Source organism: Mycobacterium sp. M26, from assembly GCF_001494595.1.
Taxonomy (GTDB): Bacteria; Actinomycetota; Actinomycetes; order Mycobacteriales; family Mycobacteriaceae; genus Mycobacterium.
On sequence record NZ_LN929907.1, the window covers coordinates 1,118,037 to 1,136,419 of the forward strand.

General features: G+C 68.4%; 19 protein-coding genes. 15 read left to right on the forward strand and 4 right to left on the reverse strand.

Features of this window, described 5'->3' with window-relative positions:
• Window positions 1-41 precede the first annotated feature (41 nt).
• From BN3385_RS05225 to BN3385_RS05235, 3 genes are read left to right on the forward strand one after another with little or no spacing between them, the layout of a single operon-like run.
• Window positions 42-1,337, forward strand: coding sequence for an adenylosuccinate synthase (locus tag BN3385_RS05225; RefSeq protein WP_059015546.1), 1,296 nt, complete (start codon window positions 42-44; stop codon window positions 1,335-1,337).
• Window positions 1,334-1,969, forward strand: coding sequence for a PaaI family thioesterase (locus BN3385_RS05230; RefSeq protein ID WP_059015547.1), 636 nt, complete (start codon window positions 1,334-1,336; stop codon window positions 1,967-1,969). Before BN3385_RS05225 ends, BN3385_RS05230 begins: the two co-directional genes overlap by 4 nt.
• Before the next feature lie 19 nt (window positions 1,970-1,988).
• Window positions 1,989-2,675, forward strand: coding sequence for a hypothetical protein (locus BN3385_RS05235; protein WP_231748634.1), 687 nt, complete (start codon window positions 1,989-1,991; stop codon window positions 2,673-2,675).
• Here the strand turns inward: BN3385_RS05235 and BN3385_RS05240 are convergent.
• Window positions 2,617-4,734 (reverse strand): MMPL family transporter, encoded by a 2,118-nt coding sequence (locus BN3385_RS05240; RefSeq protein ID WP_082690381.1) that lies wholly within the window; start codon window positions 4,732-4,734, stop codon window positions 2,617-2,619. The genes BN3385_RS05235 and BN3385_RS05240 overlap by 59 nt on opposite strands.
• 90 nt (window positions 4,735-4,824) lie before the next feature.
• Here BN3385_RS05240 and BN3385_RS05245 point away from each other — a divergent pair, with 90 nt between their 5' ends.
• From BN3385_RS05245 to BN3385_RS05275, 7 genes are read left to right on the forward strand one after another with little or no spacing between them, the layout of a single operon-like run.
• Complete coding sequence (locus BN3385_RS05245; RefSeq protein WP_059015548.1) at window positions 4,825-5,307, forward strand: MarR family winged helix-turn-helix transcriptional regulator; 483 nt, start codon at window positions 4,825-4,827, stop codon at window positions 5,305-5,307.
• An 8-nt stretch (window positions 5,308-5,315) separates the two neighbouring features.
• Window positions 5,316-6,431 (forward strand): AAA family ATPase, encoded by a 1,116-nt coding sequence (locus tag BN3385_RS05250; protein ID WP_059015549.1) that lies wholly within the window; start codon window positions 5,316-5,318, stop codon window positions 6,429-6,431.
• 21 nt (window positions 6,432-6,452) lie between these two features.
• Complete coding sequence (gene purT / locus BN3385_RS05255; RefSeq protein ID WP_059016424.1) at window positions 6,453-7,634, forward strand: formate-dependent phosphoribosylglycinamide formyltransferase; 1,182 nt, start codon at window positions 6,453-6,455, stop codon at window positions 7,632-7,634.
• Window positions 7,631-8,068 (forward strand): Rv0361 family membrane protein, encoded by a 438-nt coding sequence (locus tag BN3385_RS05260; protein ID WP_059015550.1) that lies wholly within the window; start codon window positions 7,631-7,633, stop codon window positions 8,066-8,068. Before purT ends, BN3385_RS05260 begins: the two co-directional genes overlap by 4 nt.
• 44 nt (window positions 8,069-8,112) lie before the next feature.
• Entirely contained in the window at window positions 8,113-8,526 is a 414-nt protein-coding gene (locus BN3385_RS05265; RefSeq protein ID WP_059015551.1) for a rhodanese-like domain-containing protein, read from the forward strand.
• A complete protein-coding gene (locus tag BN3385_RS05270) occupies window positions 8,523-9,740 on the forward strand; it encodes an O-succinylhomoserine sulfhydrylase (RefSeq protein ID WP_059015552.1) in 1,218 nt (405 codons plus the stop codon). The genes BN3385_RS05265 and BN3385_RS05270 overlap by 4 nt, the downstream gene beginning before the upstream one ends.
• Before the next feature lie 2 nt (window positions 9,741-9,742).
• Window positions 9,743-10,195: a hypothetical protein gene (locus BN3385_RS05275; RefSeq protein WP_059015553.1), complete on the forward strand. Its 453-nt coding sequence runs from the start codon at window positions 9,743-9,745 to the stop codon at window positions 10,193-10,195.
• Here BN3385_RS05275 and BN3385_RS05280 read toward each other — a convergent pair.
• The gene (locus tag BN3385_RS05280) at window positions 10,192-11,055 is read right to left on the reverse strand and encodes an SDR family oxidoreductase (RefSeq protein WP_059015554.1); all 864 of its coding nucleotides are present in this window, start codon (window positions 11,053-11,055) and stop codon (window positions 10,192-10,194) included. The genes BN3385_RS05275 and BN3385_RS05280 overlap by 4 nt on opposite strands.
• 66 nt (window positions 11,056-11,121) lie before the next feature.
• On the opposite strand from BN3385_RS05280, the gene BN3385_RS05285 reads away from it, so the two are divergent.
• Both BN3385_RS05285 and BN3385_RS05290 read left to right on the forward strand, forming a co-directional pair.
• Window positions 11,122-11,796, forward strand: a complete 675-nt coding sequence (locus tag BN3385_RS05285; protein ID WP_082690293.1) for an SGNH/GDSL hydrolase family protein — start codon at window positions 11,122-11,124, stop codon at window positions 11,794-11,796.
• Window positions 11,796-12,290, forward strand: coding sequence for a GNAT family N-acetyltransferase (locus BN3385_RS05290; RefSeq protein ID WP_059015556.1), 495 nt, complete (start codon window positions 11,796-11,798; stop codon window positions 12,288-12,290). Before BN3385_RS05285 ends, BN3385_RS05290 begins: the two co-directional genes overlap by 1 nt.
• Here BN3385_RS05290 and BN3385_RS05295 read toward each other — a convergent pair.
• Complete coding sequence (locus tag BN3385_RS05295) at window positions 12,272-13,006, reverse strand: MBL fold metallo-hydrolase (protein WP_059015557.1); 735 nt, start codon at window positions 13,004-13,006, stop codon at window positions 12,272-12,274. The two genes, BN3385_RS05290 and BN3385_RS05295, sit on opposite strands and share 19 nt — an antisense overlap.
• Window positions 13,007-13,065: 59 nt before the next feature.
• Here BN3385_RS05295 and fgd point away from each other — a divergent pair, with 59 nt between their 5' ends.
• From fgd to BN3385_RS05310, 3 genes are read left to right on the forward strand one after another with little or no spacing between them, the layout of a single operon-like run.
• A complete protein-coding gene (gene fgd, locus BN3385_RS05300) occupies window positions 13,066-14,076 on the forward strand; it encodes a glucose-6-phosphate dehydrogenase (coenzyme-F420) (RefSeq protein ID WP_059015558.1) in 1,011 nt (336 codons plus the stop codon).
• 40 nt (window positions 14,077-14,116) lie between these two features.
• A complete protein-coding gene (pta, locus tag BN3385_RS05305; protein ID WP_059015559.1) occupies window positions 14,117-16,189 on the forward strand; it encodes a phosphate acetyltransferase in 2,073 nt (690 codons plus the stop codon).
• Window positions 16,190-16,192: 3 nt separating this feature from the next.
• Entirely contained in the window at window positions 16,193-17,359 is a 1,167-nt protein-coding gene (locus BN3385_RS05310; protein WP_059015560.1) for an acetate kinase, read from the forward strand.
• Here the strand turns inward: BN3385_RS05310 and BN3385_RS05315 are convergent.
• Window positions 17,356-18,363, reverse strand: coding sequence for a VWA domain-containing protein (locus tag BN3385_RS05315; RefSeq protein ID WP_059015561.1), 1,008 nt, complete (start codon window positions 18,361-18,363; stop codon window positions 17,356-17,358). The genes BN3385_RS05310 and BN3385_RS05315 overlap by 4 nt on opposite strands.
• Window positions 18,364-18,383 lie beyond the last annotated feature (20 nt).

The window sequence follows — 18,383 nt, forward strand, 5'->3', positions numbered from 1 at the left end:
CGGCTGGACAGAATTTATGCAGATCAGCGGGAGAATATGCCATGCCGGCAATCGTCCTCATCGGCGCCCAATGGGGCGACGAGGGCAAAGGTAAAGCCACCGATCTTCTCGGTGGACGTGTGCAGTGGGTCGTGCGGTACCAGGGCGGCAACAACGCCGGTCACACCGTGGTCCTGCCGACGGGGGAGAACTTCGCGCTCCATCTCATCCCGTCCGGAATCCTCACCCCCGGCGTCACCAACGTCATCGGCAACGGCGTCGTCGTCGACCCCGGTGTGCTGCTGACGGAGCTGGCCGGCCTCGACGAGCGCGGAGTGGACACCTCCCGGCTGCTCATCTCGGCCGATGCCCACCTGCTCATGCCCTACCACGTGGCGATCGACAAGGTCACCGAGCGCTACATGGGCAGTAAGAAGATCGGCACCACCGGTCGCGGTATCGGCCCGTGCTACCAGGACAAGATCGCCCGGATGGGCATCCGGGTGGCCGACGTCCTGGACCGCGATCTGCTGGCCGCCAAGATCGGCGCCTCCCTGGAACTGAAGAACCAGATCCTGGTCAAGATCTACAACCGCAAGGCGCTGGATCCCGATGAGGTGGTCGAGAACCTGCTCGAGCAGGCCGAGGGCTTCAAGCACCGGATCGCCGACACCCGCCTGCTGCTCAACAACGCCCTGGAGTCCGGGCAGACAGTCCTGCTGGAGGGCTCCCAGGGCACCCTGCTCGACGTCGACCACGGCACCTACCCGTACGTGACGTCGTCCAACCCCACCGCCGGCGGTGCGGCCGTCGGTTCCGGCATCGGGCCCACCCGCATCACCACCGTGCTGGGCATCCTGAAGGCCTACACCACCCGCGTCGGGTCGGGTCCGTTCCCCACCGAGTTGTTCGACGAGTACGGCGCCTACCTCTCCAAGACCGGCGGCGAGGTCGGCGTCACCACCGGTCGCGCCCGGCGCTGCGGCTGGTTCGACGCCGTCATCGCCCGCTACGCGACCCGGGTCAACGGGATCACCGACTACTTCCTGACCAAGCTCGACGTGCTGTCGAGCCTGGAGACGGTGCCGGTGTGTGTCGGCTACACCGTCGACGGCAAGCGCACCTCCGAGATGCCGATGACCCAGAGCGACATCGCCCGCGCCGAGCCGATCTACGAGGAGTTGCCCGGCTGGTGGGAGGACATCTCCGGCGCCCGTGAATTCGACGATCTGCCGGCTAAAGCCCGCGACTACGTGCTGCGTCTGGAAGAGCTTGCCGGAGCGCATGTTTCGTGCATCGGCGTGGGGCCGGGACGTGACCAGACCATCGTGCGCCGCGATGTGCTGGCGGCCAAGTGACCGCCGACGACATTCAGCGGGATCCGGACTACTACAAGCACGGGGGCTTCCCCAAGTTCCAGCCCGCTGACCCGGGACCGGGATTCGGCCGGTTCGTCGAGGCGATGCGCCGCATCCAGGATCTGGCGGTGTCGGCCGACGCCGACCGCGACACCTGGGTGGCCGCTGCCGATCGCGCCGAGGAGCTGGCCGCCCTGCTAAAACCCTTCGAGGCGGGCGAGGGGGTGGGCCCGGCCAACCGGGTGCCGTCGCTGCCCGGCGCAGGCAGCCTGTTGATGCCGCCCTACCGGGTCTCGAAGTTCAACGACGACGGCGTGGAGTTGACCGTGCAGTTCAGCCGGTTCCACGTCGGCGGGAACTACGCAGTGCACGGCGGGGTGCTGCCCCTGATGTTCGACTCGGCGTTCGGCATGGTCATCCACGCGACCGGTAGGCCGATCAGCCGCACCGCGTTCCTGCACGTGGACTACCGCAACGTCACGCCGATCAATGTCCCGCTCACCATGCGGGGCTGGCTGGACCGGGCCGAGGGACGCAAGGCGTTCGTGAAGGCGGAGCTGACCGATCCGGACGGAACGCTGCTCGCCGAGGCCCACGGCCTGATGGTGCGTCTGCTGCCCGGTCAGCCCTGACATCTGTCACCATGGCGGCGTGGTTGAACATCGATCGAGAACCCTCAAAGCTCTGACCACTCCGCGCGCTGCTGCTGCGGCCGGCGTGCTGTTCGCGCTGCTGTTCGGTACGACGCTGATCCTGATCCGCACCTCGCTGCCGGAGGGGGCCTCGCCGGGCTCGCAGTGGCTCGACACCGGCAGCGCCAAGATGGATCTGGCGGCCAAGCTGATGCCGTTCGCGGGGATCAGCTTCCTGTGGTTCATCGGTGTCATCCGCGACGGTTTCGGGCGCTACGAGGACCGGTTCTTCTCCACCGTGTTCCTCGGCAGCGGCCTGCTGTTCCTGGCGATGATGTTCGCCACCTCGGCGGTGGGCGCGGGTCTGGCGGGCAGCAACACCGCGGTCGGCGGCACCGAGGTCAGCACCGACGTCGCCCTCTTCGGGCAGATGACGGTGCTGGCGCTGTCGAAGACCTACGCCATCAAGATGGCGGCCGTGTTCATGATTTCGCTGGCCACCATCTGGCTGCGCACCGAACTCATGCCACGCTGGCTGGTGGCCCTGACCTATCTGGCTGCGCTCGGCTTGATCACGGCCAGTGGCATCAGCATGTGGATGACGTTGGCATTCCCGGTGTGGGTATTGATCGTCAGCGTCCTGTTGCTCACGCGCGCAGGGGTGTTCGAGCGTCATCGCGACGAATATCAGAATCAGGCGCGCTAGGCTCCTCGATCTCTCCACGACGGAACGCCGGCCACCAGATCCGCGGTCCGATCAACGTGAACAGCGCTGGGATCACGACGGTGCGGACCACGAAGGTGTCCAGCAGGATGCCCAGACCCACGATGATGCCCAACTGGGTCAGCACGATCAGCGGCAGCACGCCCAGGACGCAGAACACCGCGGCCAGAACGATTCCCGCGCTCGTGATCACCGCACCGGTCGCCGAGACGGCCCGCACGATACCGCCGCGGGTGCCGTAGACGGGCGTCTCCTCCCGGGCCCGGGTCACCAGGAAGATCGTGTAGTCCACGCCGAGTGCCACCAGAAACAGGAATGCGAACAGTGGCGTGGTGATGTCCAGCGCCGGGAAGCCCAGCACATGCACGCTGACCCAGCCGCCCAGGCCGAGTGCGGCCATCGTGGACAGAACGGTCGCGGCCACCAGCACCAGTGGCGCGATGGCCGCCCGCAGCAGCACGTAGAGCACGGCCAGCACCACGATGAGGATCGCCGGGATCACCACCCAGCGGTCGTGGACTGCTGCGTTCTTGGCATCCAGGGCCTGGGCGTCCGATCCGCCCACCAGCGCACCCGGGTCGGCCTTCTTGACCGAATCCCGCAGGGCGGCAACCGTATCGAACGCCTTCTGTGACGCGGGTGCCGCGTCGGTGACAACCTGCCACTGGGTCAGCCCGGTCGCGGTCTGGCCGGCCGGGTTGGCCGACACCACACCCGGGGTGGCCTGGATCGCCTGCGTGATCGCATCGGTCTTGTCGGTGCTGCCGATCACCCGGGTGGGGTCGGTGAGGCCGCTGGGGTAGTGCTTTGCGAGCGTCTTGAATCCGGTGACGGAGTCAGCGCTGACCCGGAACTGGTCGATCTGGTTGAGGCCCACCGGCGTGGCGAGCAGTCCGGTGGCCAGCACCGCCAGCACCGCGATCGAGGCGACCGCCACCCGGCTGGCATGCCGGGACACCCAGTCGGCCACCCGGTGCCATGCGCCGGTGGTGGTGATCTCCTCGGCGCCGGCCTTGGGGATGAAGGGCCAGAACAGCTTTCGGCCGAACAGCGCCAGCAGCGGCGGCAACGCCAGCAGCACGAACACCGCGGCGACCAGCAGGCCGGAGGCGGCCTGCACACCGAGGCTGCGGGTACTCGGCGACGAGGCGAACAACAGGGTCAGCAGTGCCAGCACCACGGTGGCGTTGCTGGCCACGATCGCCGGGCCGGCATGCCGCACCGCGGTCTGCAGCGCCAGGCGATGGTTGTCCGTTCGGCGCAGCTCCTCGCGATAGCGCGAAATCAGCAGCAGCGCATAGTTGGTGCCCGCGCCGAACACCAGCACGCTGGTGATTCCCGAGGTCGACCCGTCCGCCGTCATCCCGCTGGCGTCGGCGATGGCCGAGCCCAGCACGGCAGCCACCCGGTCGGCGAACGCGATCACCAGAAGCGGGACCAACCACAACACGGGGGAGCGGTAGGTCACGATCAGCAGCAGCGCCACCACCGCGCCGGTCACCGCGAGCAGCGTGACGTTGGCGCCGGAGAAGGCGTTGGCGATGTCGGCGCCGAACGCCGGCCCGCCGGTGACGTTGACCACCAGATCGCCCGGCAGGCCGTCCTTGGCGGCTTCGCGAAGTTCCTTCACTTTGTCGGACAGCGCGAAGCCCGACAGGGTGGAATCCAGCGGCACCGGCGCCAGCGCGGCCTGGCCGTCGGTGGACGGCACCACCGGGATCGGCGGACCGCCAGGGCCACCGGCGACCGTCAGCATCCGGCCGCGTGCGTCATCGGCGGCGGCCAGATCCGCCGGCGACAAGGTGCCGCCGTCACCGCGGGTGACCACCAGGATCACCGGGGCCTGATCGCCACCCGGAAACTCCTTGAGCAGGGCGGCAACCTTCGCCGACTCCGCACCCGGCGGCAGTGAGACCGGTGACTTGTCGGCCGAGGCGCTCTCCCCGAGAGCGCCCATCAGCCCGACGCCGATCAGGGCCACGAGCACGGCGATCACCCAGGAGAAGCGGACGGCGAGCAGCTCGCCGATGCGATCCCACATCGGCGGGGTGGAGTGAGGCTGTGTGCGCATGCCCGACAGCATAGCTTCATTTTCTTAACAGTTCATCTACTTAAGGGATATGCTGGTCGTATGGATGACTCGCGCCGGGAAGCCCTGGAATCGGCTGTGGTCGCCGATGTGCAGGCGCTCTCGGCCGAATCCGACCAGATCGGCCGGGCCTTCGCCGGTGTGCACGACATGTCGGCCAACGACTTCCGCGCGCTGACCCTCATCATGGTTGCCGAGAACGCCGGCACCCCGCTGACCGCGGGCGAACTGAAAACCCGGATGGGCTTGTCCGGGGCGGCGATCACCTACTTGGTCGAGCGGATGATCGAGTCCGGCCACCTGCGCCGCGAACCCCATCCCGAGGACCGCCGCAAGGTGATCCTGCGCTACGCCGACCACGGCATCGAGGTGGGTAAGGCGTTCTTCACCCCGTTGGCCGACCACACTCATCGCGCGCTGGCGCAGCTGTCGGACTCCGACCTGGAGGCTGCCCACCGGGTGTTCAGCGCGGTGCTGGCGGCCATGGGCGGGTTCCGCGCCGACCTGTCGGCACCGCCTGGTTAGCTGGCGCCGTGCTCGACACCGTCGCTGTGGAGAACTATCGATCGCTGCGCCGGCTCGTCGTCCCGTTGAGCCGCTGCAACGTGGTCACCGGTCCCAACGGCAGCGGCAAGTCGAGCCTCTATCGCGCTCTGCGCCTGCTGGCCGATTCGGCACGCAACGGTGCGGTCAACGCGCTGGCCCGCGAGGGCGGCCTGACGTCGACGATGTGGGCCGGCGCAGGTCGGACCGGGCCTGCCACTCTCAAGCTGGGCTTCGCGGGGGAGGACTTCGGCTATGCCGTCGACTTCGGCATGCCGGTGCCCGGCCGCACCGCGTTCAACCTGGATCCGGAGATCAAGTCGGAGTCGGTGTGGGCCGGACCGGTGCTGCGGCCCGCCACTCTGCTGGCAGAACGCGGCGGACCGTCGGTGCGCATCCGTGATGCCGACGACGGCTGGCGCATGCTGCCGACCACGCTGCGCCCGTTCGACAGCATGCTCAGTGAGCTCGCCGACCCGCAGGCCGCACCGGAGCTGCTCGCGCTGCGGGAGCGGGTGCGGTCCTGGCGGTTCTATGACCACGTCCGAACCGATGCCGACGCACCGGCCCGGCGGCCGCAGATCGGCACCCGCACACCCGTGCTCAGCCACGACGGCGCCGACCTCGCCGCGGCGCTGCAGACCATTGCTGAGATCGGCGACGCCGAGGCGATGGCCGAGGCGGTCGACGAAGGCTTCCCCGGCAGCACGGTCGAGATCGACTGCACCGATACCCGCTTCGAGGTGCGGCTGCGCCAGCCCGGCATGCTGCGGGCGCTCACCGCGGCCGAGCTGTCCGACGGGACGCTGCGCTACCTGCTCTGGGTGGCCGCCCTGCTGACCCCGCGGCCCGCCGAGCTGACCGTGCTCAACGAGCCGGAGGCCAGCCTGCATCCCGATCTGCTGCCCGCGCTGGCCGCCCTGATCTCCCGGGCCGCGCAGGGTTCGCAGATCGTCGTGGTCACCCACGCCGCGCCCCTGGTGTCCGCGCTGGCGCGCCGGCGCGACGTCAGCACCATCGAGCTGACCAAGGCCGAGGGCCGGACGGAGATCGTGGGGCAGGGTCTGCTCGACGAGCCGTCCTGGCATTGGCCTACCCGGGGCTGAGCGCACCTATCCTTGGGCATCATGCGCGTGATGCTGGTGGGGTCCGGTGAACTGAGCCGCGAGCTGGTGCTGGCCTTCCAGCGCCTGGGCGCGGAGGTGACCGCCGTCGACCGCTACGCCGACGCCCCGGCGCACGACGTCGCCGACGAAGCCCTGGTGGTCAAGATGACCGACCCGGAGGAACTCGCCGCCGCGATCACCCGGGTCGAACCCGACTACGTCGTCGTCGATACCAACGCGGTGGCCATCGACGCGTTGCGCACCGTCGAGGAGAGCGGCGCCGCCCAGGTCGTGCCCTCGGTGCACGCCACCCGGCTCAGCCTGGACCGCGAAGGTATCCGCAAACTGGCCGCCGACGAGCTGGGCCTGCCGACGGCGCCATTCTGGTTCGCCGGGTCGGTGGCCGAACTGACCGCGATCGCCGAGCACGCCGGGTTTCCCCTCGTCGTCAAACCGGTGGTCGGGGTGCCGGGTGCGGGCCAGTCGGTGCTGTTGCGCCCCGACGACGTCGAACCGGCCTGGCAGCGGGCCGTCGACGCGGGCGGTCGGGTGCCGCACAACCGGGTGCTGGCCGAGACCGTCGTGGAGATCGACTACGCGGTCACCCTGCTAACCGTGCGTACCGACGGCCCCGCCGGTCCGGCGCTGCACTTCTGCGAGCCCATCGGCTATCGCCAGCTCGACGGCGGCGTACTGGAATCCTGGCAGCCCCAGCACATGACGCTGGCCGCACTGGGCGCGGCCAAGTCGGTGGCCGCGCGGATCGTGCGGGCCCTCGGCGGCCGCGGCGTCTTCGCCGTGGAACTGCTGGTTCGCGGTGACGAGGTGTACTTCTCCGACGTGCGGGTGCGCCCGTCGGACAGCGCCCTGGTGACCCTGCGCACCCAGCGGCTCTCGGAGTTCGAACTGCACGCCCGCGCAGTGCTCGGCCTGCCCGTCGACACCATCATGATCTCGCCGGGAGCGGCCGAGGTCGCCTACGCCGACGAGGCCGACGGCAACCCGGAGCGCCGGCCCGAACCGGCCGCGGTGCTCGCTGAGGCGCTCACCGTGCCCGAGAGCGACGTCCGGCTGTTCGGCCGCCACGAGGGGGCTTCGCGGCGGCGACTGACGCTGGCGCTGGCCACCGCCGGTGACGTGACGATGGCCCGGGACCGGGTGCGCCAGGTTTCGACCACCCTGCGGAGGCTCTGGCAGACATGACCGAGAACGAGAACACCGGCTCGAGCCCGATGCCGATCCTGATCGCCCTCGGGGTGGCTGCGATCGTCCTGATCGGATTTGGCATCTCCTGGCTGGTCCGCGGTGACGGCCTGACCGAGGACAACCGGGTGGGCCGGGCCGCTGTGGGCCAGAACGACGCCCTGCAACGGGAGAACTATCCGGACTTCCGCAAGTACACCTGCGCCCAGCAGCAGGGGACCGAAGCCGAAGTCATTGCCCGCCAACAACAGTCGAAGTCGTCCCATGGCGCGCGGTTCGTCGACGACGTGACCGCGGTCAAGATCGAGGGGGAGCGGGCCACGGCGACCGTCGTCTACCACTTCGAGCGCACCCCGGATAAGCGGCTGGAGACCCCGATGACGTTCGTCCGCGAGAGCGGGGAATGGAAGGTCTGCTCACCGAGTCCGGCCTAGCCACCGCTCGATTCATCTCAGGCGCATGTGCGAGACTCACGGCCGTGAGCTATGCAGGTGACATCACCCCGGAGGAGAGCTGGAAACTGCTCAACGAGAACCCGGACGCGGTGCTGGTGGACTGCCGGACCGACGCCGAATGGCGGTGGGTGGGCGTACCCGATCTGACCGGCCTCGGGCGTGACGTGGTGTTCGTCGAGTGGAACCGCAGCAACGGACGGCACAACGACGACTTCGTTGATGAGTTGATCGCCGCCGGTGTCACCCCCGGCGAACGGCCGGTGGTCTTCCTCTGCCGGTCGGGCAACCGCTCCATCCCCGCTGCCGAGGCCGCCACGGCCGCCGGGATCGCGCCGTCCTACAACATGCTCGACGGCTTCGAAGGACAACTCGACGAACAGGGCCACCGCGGCGTCAACGGCTGGCGCGCCCTTGGCCTGCCCTGGAAGCAGTCGTGAGCGAGCAGGAGTCCGTCCCGTCGGTGCGGATCCCCGCACCGCTGCCCGACGGCGTCAGCCAGGCCACCATCGGGGTGCGCGGCGGACTGCTGCGCTCCGGCTTCGAGGAGACCGCCGAAGCGGTGTACCTGACGTCCGGCTATGTCTACGACTCGGCAGCGGAGGCTGAGAAGGCGTTCACCGGTGAGATCGACCGCTACGTCTACTCCCGCTACGGCAACCCGACGATCTCGATGTTCGAGGAACGGCTGCGGCTGATCGAGGGTGCGCCGGCCGCCTTCGCCACCGCATCGGGCATGTCGGCGGTGTTCACCGCTTTGGGTGCGCTGCTGGGCGCCGGTGATCGGCTGGTGGCCGCGCGCAGCCTGTTCGGCTCCTGTTTCGTGGTGTGTAGCGAGATCCTGCCGCGCTGGGGTGTGGAGACCGTCTTCGTCGACGGCGACGACCTCTCCCAGTGGGAAGAAGCACTCAGCACGCCCACCCAGGCGGTCTTCTTCGAAACCCCGTCCAACCCGATGCAGTCGCTGGTCGATATCGCCGCGGTCTCCGAGCTGGCGCATGCGGCCGGAGCAAAGGTGGTGCTGGACAACGTTTTTGCCACTCCGCTGCTGCAGCAGGGCATCCCGCTGGGCGTCGACGTGGTGGTGTACTCCGGTACCAAGCACATCGACGGTCAGGGCCGGGTGCTCGGCGGCGCCATCCTGGGCGACAAGGAGTACATCGACGGCCCGGTGCAGAAGCTGATGCGCCACACCGGCCCGGCACTCAGCGCGTTCAACGCCTGGGTGCTGCTTAAGGGCCTCGAAACCATGTCGGTCCGGGTCGACCACTCCAACCGTTCGGCGCACCGGATTGCCGAGTTCCTGGAGAGCCAGCCGGGCGTGAACTGGGTGAGATACCCGTTCCTGGAGTCTCATCCGCAGTTCGATCTGGCCAAGCGTCAGATGCGCGGCGGTGGCACGGTGGTGACCTTCGAGCTCGACGGGGGCAAGGACCGTGCGTTCGAGGTGCTCGACAAGCTCCAGGTGATCGACATCTCCAACAACCTGGGCGACGCCAAGTCGCTGATCACCCACCCGGCCACCACCACCCATCGGGCGATGGGTCCCGAAGGGCGTGCCGCGATCGGCCTGGGTGACGGCGTGGTCCGGATCTCGGTGGGCCTGGAAGGCACTGAGGACCTGATCGCCGATCTGGATCGGGCGCTGGGCTAGCGGTGTCGCGGCACTCCGACGCCAAGAAGGCCCGCCGCAAGAAGCGGCAGGCCGCCCGCGATGCGAGGTGGATTCCGGAGCCGGTGCTGGACGCTCTGCTCGGAGACCAATTCGACGACGGGCCAAGCGAACTCGAGAAGGCCGTCGAGGCGTTCGACGGCTGGCTGGTCGATCGCGGATGGGCCTTCGATGAGGAGTTCTCCACCGAGACATTGCTCAGCTGGTTCTTCGCGCCGTCGGCGGCCGAGTTCGCTGACGAACAGTTCGAACCGGTGACCAGGATCTGGATCACCTCCGCCGGCAGCGACGACGACTTCCCGGATCGGGCCACCGCGGTGCTGGTCGGCACCGGGGGAGATCAGGGCAGGCTCTACACCGTCGAACCGGAAGCGCTGATGCGCAACATCGAGCCGATCGAGGCCTACCGGCCCGGGGACGCCGTCCCGGTCCTCTAGTCGCCCTTGGGCGGTTCGACGACCCCGGTCGCCTCCTGCGCCCGCTGCTCGTAGGCCGCCCGTGCGGCGGTGTCGAAGTCGAGGAACACCCGATCGGTGCCCGATTTCCTGCTCAGCCACCGGCGCGCCCGCGGCGGCAGGAATGCCGTGCCTATCGCGATGAAGCGCAGCGGATAGGGAACGGAGACAGTCGTTTTCGGCTTATCGAGGGTCTTGACCACCGCGGCCGCGATGTCTTCGGGCTGCACCGGTTTGTTGGCGCCGGTGGCATTGGTACCCGCGATCAGCTCGGTGTTGGTGAAGGTCGGCATGACGCAGCTGACCTGAACACCCTGCGGTGCGAACTCGTCGGAAAGCGCGGTGGACAGCCCGACGACGGCGAACTTCGTGCCGGCATACAGGGCTTGTCCCGGCACCGCCAGCATGCCGGCCATCGAGGCGATGTTGATGATGTGCCCGTTGCGGCGCTTGACCATCTCCGGCAGCACCAGCCGGCAGCCGGTGAGCACGCCGTAGAAGTTGACCTCGATAGCGGTGCGGATCGCCTGCTCGCTGTGGTCCAGGAACGGGCCGACCGGCATCACGCCGGCATTGTTGATCAGGACGTCGATGTGGCCGCCGCCGTCGGCGCGAGCCTTGTCCAGGAAGGTCGCGAACGACTCGGCGTCGGTGACGTCGAGGGGGTAGCCCGACACCGGTCCGATCTTGCTGAGCTGGGCGACTGCGGACTCCTCGAGGGCGACGTCACGATCGCCGATCACCACCCGGGCGCCGCGCTGCAGCAGGGCGCGGGCGGTGGCGAACCCGATGCCGCGGGCGGCGCCGGTGATGGCGATGGTCTTGCCTCGGATGTTGTCCATGCCGACAAACTTTACAGGTGTCAAATCTGGCTGGGAAGGGGCCATGGTCGCCTAGGCTGAGGCGCCGTGAGCAGGGCGTTATTGACGGTGGCGGTGGCGTTCCTGCTCGCATCCTGCGCCTCGGCGCCCCGCCTCACCCCGGCGCAGCAGGCCGCGCTGCCCGGTGACCACATCGTGGTGATCGGCGACTCCTACACCGTGGGGGTAAACAACGACCCCGACGACCCCGATCTGTGGCCGGCCATGGTGTGGAGCCAGCTACGCGAGCGGCACTACGAGATCCAGCCGACCGTCGAGGGTGAGGGCGGCGGCGGCTATGCCCACATCGGCACCCGCGGCGGGGTGTTCGCCGACCGGCTCGACGCGATCCAGCCGTCAACCGATCTCGTCGTCATCTTCGGCAGCCCCAACGATGTCGGGACTCCGCCGGACGACCTGCGCGCCGCGGTGCGGCGCACGCTGGCCGGTGCGCGTGCCGCCGGACCCGCCGCACACCTGCTGGTGATCGGTCCGGCCTGGCCGCAACCGGATCCGCAGCCACCGGTCTGGCAGGTTCGCGACATCGTTCGCGCGGAGGCCGCCGCCGTCGGCGCCACCTTCGTCGACCCCCTGGCGCAGCGCTGGTGGTGGGACGACCCCAACCTCATCGGGTGGGACCGGGTGCACCCGAACCGGGCTGGCAACGAATACCTGGCGCAGCGAATCCTGCCGTTGATCGAAGCCCAGCTGCCTCCGCCATGATGGAAGGCATGCGCTTTGTCCCGGTCACTGTCGACGACGAGTTGGCCCAGCCACTGTTAGCTGAACTCGCCGTCGAGTATTCGACCCGCTACGGCGGCACCGAGGCGGGCGTGATGAAGTGGCTCCGCGGTCATACGGTCAGCGAATTCGCCTCTCCCAGTGGCGGAATGCTCATCGGGGTGCTTGACGGACAGCCGGTCACTGGGGGTGCCTTCCGCCGTTTCGATGACGACACGGCCGAACTCAAGCGGATCTGGACCGACAGCAGACACCGAAGGCGGGGATACGGGGCAATGCTCCTGGCTGAGTTGGAGACCGAGATTGCCCGGCGCGGCTACCGGCGGATCTATCTGACGACAGGCACCCGCCAGCCTGAGGCCGAAGCCTTGTACGAGAGTGCCGGATACACCCGACTGGACGAAGCGCTGGAACCCGAACCTGACTTTCATCCCATCGCGTTCCTGAAAACCCTGGCTCAGCCCGCCGATACCTGACGTACCGCTTCACGGATAGGGCCCTTCCACACCGCGCCGTGGCCGGGGATCAGCGTGTCGGTCTCGAGCATCGCCAGTGCGGCCAGGCTGCGCACACAGCCCTGCTCGTCATGGTTGAACACCCCCGGCAACAGTTGCGGACCGGAGCGCCGGGCCAGTGGGTGGCCGGTCACCAGCGCGTCCCCGGACACCAAGACGCCGTCGACGAGGTAGGAACAGTGCCCGCCGGTGTGACCGGGGGTCGGCACCGCCAGCGGCCTGCCCGGCAGAGTTTCGGCGACATCCTCGGTCAACGCCTGCGTGGTGGGGATGCCGGCCCGCACCAGTGCGCCCTTGCGGGCGATCTCCAGGGACCACTTGATCCAGCGTGGCTGCCAGGCGTGCGCCAGCAGATCCACCGGGGAGGCCTGCTGCAGGTATTCGCGCTTGGAGTGGCCGACCTCGTCGGCGTGGCAGTACACCGGCGTGCCGTGGGTCTTGGCGAACCAGATCGCCGAGCCGAGATGATCCACGTGGGCGTGGGTGAGCAGGATCGCGGTGACGTCCTGCGGCCCGAATCCCAACTGGCGCAGTGATGTCAGAACATCGTCACGACTACCGGGAAATCCCGCGTCGATGAGCATGACACCGGCGTCGTCGGCGACAAGTGTCCAGTTCACCAGTTCGGTGGTGGCGACGTGCACCGAGTCGGTGATGGCGTGCAGGGCCGCAGGCATGTCTCAGTTTAGGCAGCCTGCTCCGACGGGTTGGCGGCCATTGGAGTAGAAACGAAAGCGTGGCTGAACTGAAACTGGGATACAAGGCGTCGGCGGAGCAGTTCGCGCCGCGTGAGCTGGTGGAGTTGGCGGTCCTCGCCGAGGCGCACGGGATGGACAGTGCGACGGTCAGTGACCACTTTCAGCCGTGGCGGCACGAAGGCGGCCACGCACCGTTCTCGCTGGCGTGGATGACGGCAGTCGGTGAGCGCACCGAGCGGCTCATCCTGGGCACCTCGGTGCTGACGCCGACGTTCCGCTACAACCCGGCCGTGATCGCCCAGGCGTTCGCCACGATGGCCTGCCTGTACCCCAACCGGGTGTTCCTCGGTGTCGGCACCGGTGAGGCGCTCAACGAGATCGCCACCGGTTTCATCGGGGAGTGGCCCGAGTTCAAGGAGCGCTTCGCCCGGCTGCGCGAGTCGGTGCGCCTGATGCGTGAGCTGTGGCGGGGTGACCGGGTCGACTTCGACGGCGACTACTACCACCTCAAGGGCGCGTCCATCTACGACGTGCCCGACGACGGCGTCCCGGTCTACATCGCCGCGGGCGGCCCGGCGGTGGCCAAGTACGCCGGCCGCGCCGGCGACGGTTTCATCTGCACCTCCGGCAAGGGCGAGGAGCTCTACACCGAGAAGCTGATCCCGGCGGTCAAGGAAGGTGCCGCAGCCGCCGACCGCGACGTCGACGCGATCGACAAGATGATCGAGATCAAGATCTCCTACGATCCGGATCCCGAACTGGCGCTGAATAATACGAGGTTCTGGGCGCCGCTGTCGCTGACCGCCGAGCAGAAGCACAGCATCCACGACCCGATGGAGATGGAGAAGGCGGCCAACGAGCTGCCCATCGAGCAGGTGGCCAAGCGCTGGATCGTCTCCTCGGATCCCGACGAGGCCGTCGAGAAGGTGGGCGACTACGTCAAGTACGGGCTCAATCACCTCGTCTTCCACGCCCCCGGCCACGACCAGCGCCGGTTCCTGGAACTGTTCGAGAAGGATCTGGCGCCGAGACTGCGAAAACTCGGTTAACAGCGGGCGGCACCGCGGCGGACTAGGGAATGCTGGAGCCGTGACCTCCCCGCGCGCCGCCACCTCGATCTACATCGCCTCACCCGAAGGTGACACCGGCAAGTCCACGGTCGCGCTGGGCATCCTGCACCGGCTGACCGCCACGGTCCCCAAGGCCGGGGTGTTCCGGCCGATCACCCGGCGGGAAGACCGCGACTACATCCTGGAGTTGCTGCTGGCCCACAGTAACGCGGGCCTCAGCTACGACGAGTGCGTTGGCGTCACCTACCAGCGACTGCACGAGGACCCCGAGGGTGCGATCGTCGACATCGTCGACCGCTATCACGCGATGGCCGCGCGCTGCGATGCTGTCGTCATCGTCGGCTCGGACTACACCGACGTCGCCACCCCTACCGAGCTGAGCGTCAACGCCCGCATCGCGGTCAACCTCGGCGCGCCGGTGGTGCTGTCGGTGCGGGCCCGCGACCGCACCCCGCAGGAAGTGGCCCAGGTGGTCGAGCTGTGCCTGGCCGAACTCGCGCTGCAGCACGCCCACACCGCCGCGGTGGTGGCCAACCGGTGCGACCCCGCCCAGATGCAGGCCGTCGCCGACGCGTGCAAAGACCTGGGCCCGCACGTCTACGTGCTGCCGGAGGAGCCGCTGCTGGTGGCGCCGACGGTCGCCGATCTCAGTGCCGCGGTCGACGGTGTCCTCATCCACGGTGATGAATCGCTGCTGGGCCGTGAGGTGATGGACGTCCTGGTCGCCGGGATGACCGCCGAGCACGTGGTCGAGCGGCTGACCGAGGGCGTTGCCGTCATCACCCCGGGTGACCGTTCGGATGTGGTGCTGGCGGTCGCGAGCGCCCATGCGGCGGAGGGCTTTCCGTCGCTGTCGGCGATGATCCTCAACGGCGGCCTGCCCCTGCACCGCAGCATCGCCGAACTCGTGACGGGCCTGGGCCTGCGCCTGCCGATCATCGCCACCGACTTGGGGACCTTCGAGACGGCCAGCGCGGTGGCCGGTGCGCGCGGCCGGGTGACCGCGACGTCACAGCGCAAGATCGACACCGCGATCGACATCATGGAACGCCATGTCGACATCGCCGATCTGCTTGAGCGGCTGGCCATTCCGATCCCGACGGTGACCACCCCGCAGATGTTCACCTACCAGCTGATGGAGCGGGCCCAGTCCAATCTCAAACGCATCGTGCTGCCCGAAGGTGAGGACGACCGCATCCTGCGGGCGGCGGGCAGGCTGTTGCGCCGCGGGGTGGCGGAGCTGACGATCCTGGGCGAGGAGGGTCAAGTCCGTTCCCGCGCAGCCGAACTCGGTGTCGATCTCAGCGCTGCCACCGTGCTCAATCCGCGCACCAGCGACTTGTGCGACCAGTTCGCCGCGCAGTACGCCGAGCTTCGCAAGAAGAAGGGGGTGACGCTGGAGCAGGCCCGCGAGATCATCCACGACGTCTCCTACTTCGGCACGATGCTGGTGCACAACGACATCGTCGACGGCATGGTCTCCGGCGCGGCGCACACCACCGCGCACACGGTGCGCCCGGCGTTCGAGATCATCAAGACCCGCCCGGACGTGTCGACGGTGTCCAGCATCTTCCTGATGTGCCTAAGCGATCGGGTGCTGGCCTACGGTGACTGCGCGATCGTGCCGGACCCGACCGCCGAACAGCTGGCCGATATCGCGATCAGCTCGGCGCGTACCGCCGCCCAGTTCGGTATCGACCCCCGGGTGGCGATGTTGTCCTACTCGACCGGTGACTCGGGCAGCGGCGCGGGTGTGGAGAAGGTGCGCGCGGCAACCGAATTGGTTCGCAGTCGGGCGCCGGAGCTTCTGGTGGAGGGCCCGATCCAGTACGACGCCGCCGTCGACCCCACCGTGGCGGCGGCCAAGATGCCCGGCTCGGACGTAGCCGGACGCGCGACCGTGCTGATCTTCCCGGACCTCAACACCGGCAACAACACCTACAAGGCGGTCCAGCGCAGTGCCGGTGCGATCGCGATCGGGCCCGTCCTTCAGGGGCTGAACAAACCGGTCAACGACCTGTCCCGCGGGGCACTGGTGGAGGACATTGTGAATACGGTCGCGATCACGGCGATCCAGGCTCAGGAGGACTGAGGGGTGGGAACCGGAGCCGGTAGGTCGGCGACATCAGGAACAGTTCTCGTCCTCAATTCCGGTTCGTCGTCGCTGAAGTACCAACTGATCCAACCGGATACAGGCGAATCGCTGGCGCACGGCATCGTCGAGCGGATCGGTGACGACGGCGGTGTTCCCGACCACGAGGCCGCGCTGCGCCTGGCCTTCGAGCGGCTGAGTGCGGACGGCAAGGATCTGGACGGCCTCGGCCTGGTCGCCGTCGGGCACCGGGTGGTGCACGGCGGCCAGCGTCTGTTCCGGCCGACAGTCGTCGACGACGCGGTGCTCGATCAGTTGCGCGAACTGTCCCCGCTGGCACCGCTGCACAACCCGCCGGCACTGCTCGGGATCGAGGTGGCCCGGCGGGTGCTACCGGACCTGCCGCATGTGGCGGTATTCGACACCGCGTTCTTCCATGATCTGCCCGCCGCCGCCGCCACGTATGCGATCGACCGGGAGTTGGCCGCGCGCTGGCAGATTCGCCGCTACGGCTTCCACGGCACCTCACACCAGTACGTCAGCGGCCAGGCCGCGGAGTACCTCGGGGCGGCGCCGGAGACGCTCAACCAGATCGTGCTGCATCTGGGCAATGGCGCCTCGGCCTCGGCGATCGCCGGTGGCCGGCCCGTCGACACGTCGATGGGGCTGACTCCCATGGAGGGATTGGTGATGGGCACCCGGTCCGGGGATATCGACCCGGGGGTGATCAGCTACCTGTCGCGGACGGCCGGCATGGGGGTCGAGGACATCGAGTCCATGCTCAACCGCCGCTCGGGGATGTCGGGTCTGGCCGGTGAGATCGACTTTCGGGTGGTTCATCAGCGCATCGAATCCGGCGACGAGAACGCACAATTGGCCTACGACGTGTACATCCATCGGCTGCGCAAGTACATCGGCGCCTATCTGGCGATCCTCGGCCACACCGATGTGCTGACTTTCACCGCTGGGGTGGGTGAGAACGACGCCCGGGTACGCCGCGACGCGCTGGCCGGGCTGGCCCCGCTGGGCATCGAACTCGACGAGCAGCGAAACTCGAGCCCGGTGCGGAGAGCCCGCACCATCTCGGCGGATACATCCCCGACGACCGTGTTGGTGATCCCCACCAACGAGGAACTGGCGATCGCCCGGGAGTGCCTGACCGTCGTCTAGGCCGGGATTCGCCGGTTGAGCAGGACACCGGCCAGGGCGGAGCCCGCCACCAGGAACGAGGCCAGGATCGCCCACGCCGCACTGGCATCGCCGGGGATCAACTGGAATCCGATCTGCTGCTGCAGGGTGGCGTAGACGGAGGTGAGTTGCGGCAGGGTTCCGGCGTGAAAGACCTCGCCCCCGGAGATGTCGCTGATCTGCTTGAGGGTGGCATCGTCGACCGGCACCGGGATGTGCTGGCCGTCCAGATCGACCGACCCGTCCGGGGTGCCGAACGAGATCGACGAGATCGGAACACCCTGGGCCTTGGCGGTTTCCGCCGCACTGAACGCACCCCGCGCGTCGTCGGGATTGCTCGGCACGGTCTCCTTGCCGTCCGACTCCAGCACGATGCGGGCCGGCGGCGGACCGTCACCTCCGCCGAGGACGTTGTCGGCCGTCGAGATCGCCTGCAGGGCAGTCAGAATGCCCTCACCGGTGGCGGTGCGTTCGGCAGTCTGGAGCTTGTCGATAGCGGCCTTCATCAGCGCCCGGTTGGTGGTCGGTTGCACCAGCACCGACGCGGTGCCCGCGAAGGCGACCAGACCGAGATTGATACCGGGGGTGAGCTCGTCGGCGAACTTTTTGCCGGCCTCCTTGGCGGCGGCCAACCGGCTGGGGGCGACGTCGGTGGCGGCCATGGACTCCGAGACGTCGATGACGAGCATGACGATGGCCCGGTTGCGGGGGACGCGGACGTCGTGCGTCGGGCCGGCCAGCGCGACGGTCAGCGACAGCAGTGCGACGACGAGCAGGATGGCGGGAAGGTGGCGCAGCCGTCGCGGTGGGGTGGGGGCCAGGCGTGCCAGAAGCTCGAAGTTGGCGAACCGTAAGACGTTGCGGCGCTTGGCGAACTGGACCGACAGGTAGCCGCCCAGCGCCGCCGCCGCGATCAGCCCGTACAGGAAGAACCACCCGTGCTGGAAGCCGGACAGGGACAGCACGCCGAGCACCGGGATGGTCATGATGCCAGGCTGACAAAGGA